The sequence below is a fragment of the Furfurilactobacillus siliginis genome (genome assembly GCF_001437435.1).
Classification (GTDB): Bacteria; Bacillota; Bacilli; order Lactobacillales; family Lactobacillaceae; genus Furfurilactobacillus; species Furfurilactobacillus siliginis.
In genome coordinates this window covers 1-226 of record NZ_JQCB01000051.1, presented here as the reverse complement: position 1 = coordinate 226, position 226 = coordinate 1, and the positions used below count along the sequence as shown (strand labels likewise).

The following is a 226-nucleotide window of genomic DNA, read 5'->3' as shown; positions in this document are numbered from 1 at the left end:
CTTACTCAACAACTTTAAAGCTGGCCGGCGTAACTATACAGTTTTTCAAGTTGGCAAAGCGACACTGTTGCGAGTCAGTGATGTCATGCGCTTAAAACAAACCGATATTTTTAATCCGGACGGTTCTATTAAACAAAATGCGTTTATTCATGACCGAAAAACTGGTAAACCTAATACCTTGTACCTTAAACCGGTTCAAACAGAGCTCTTATTGTACCGTCAATGG

General features: G+C 39.8%; 1 protein-coding gene. It reads left to right on the top strand.

Translation table 11 applies throughout. The annotated features are described in order from the left end of the window. The coding region (locus IV55_RS10115) for a site-specific integrase (protein WP_477190169.1) at positions 1-226 on the top strand (226 nt) is incomplete at both ends.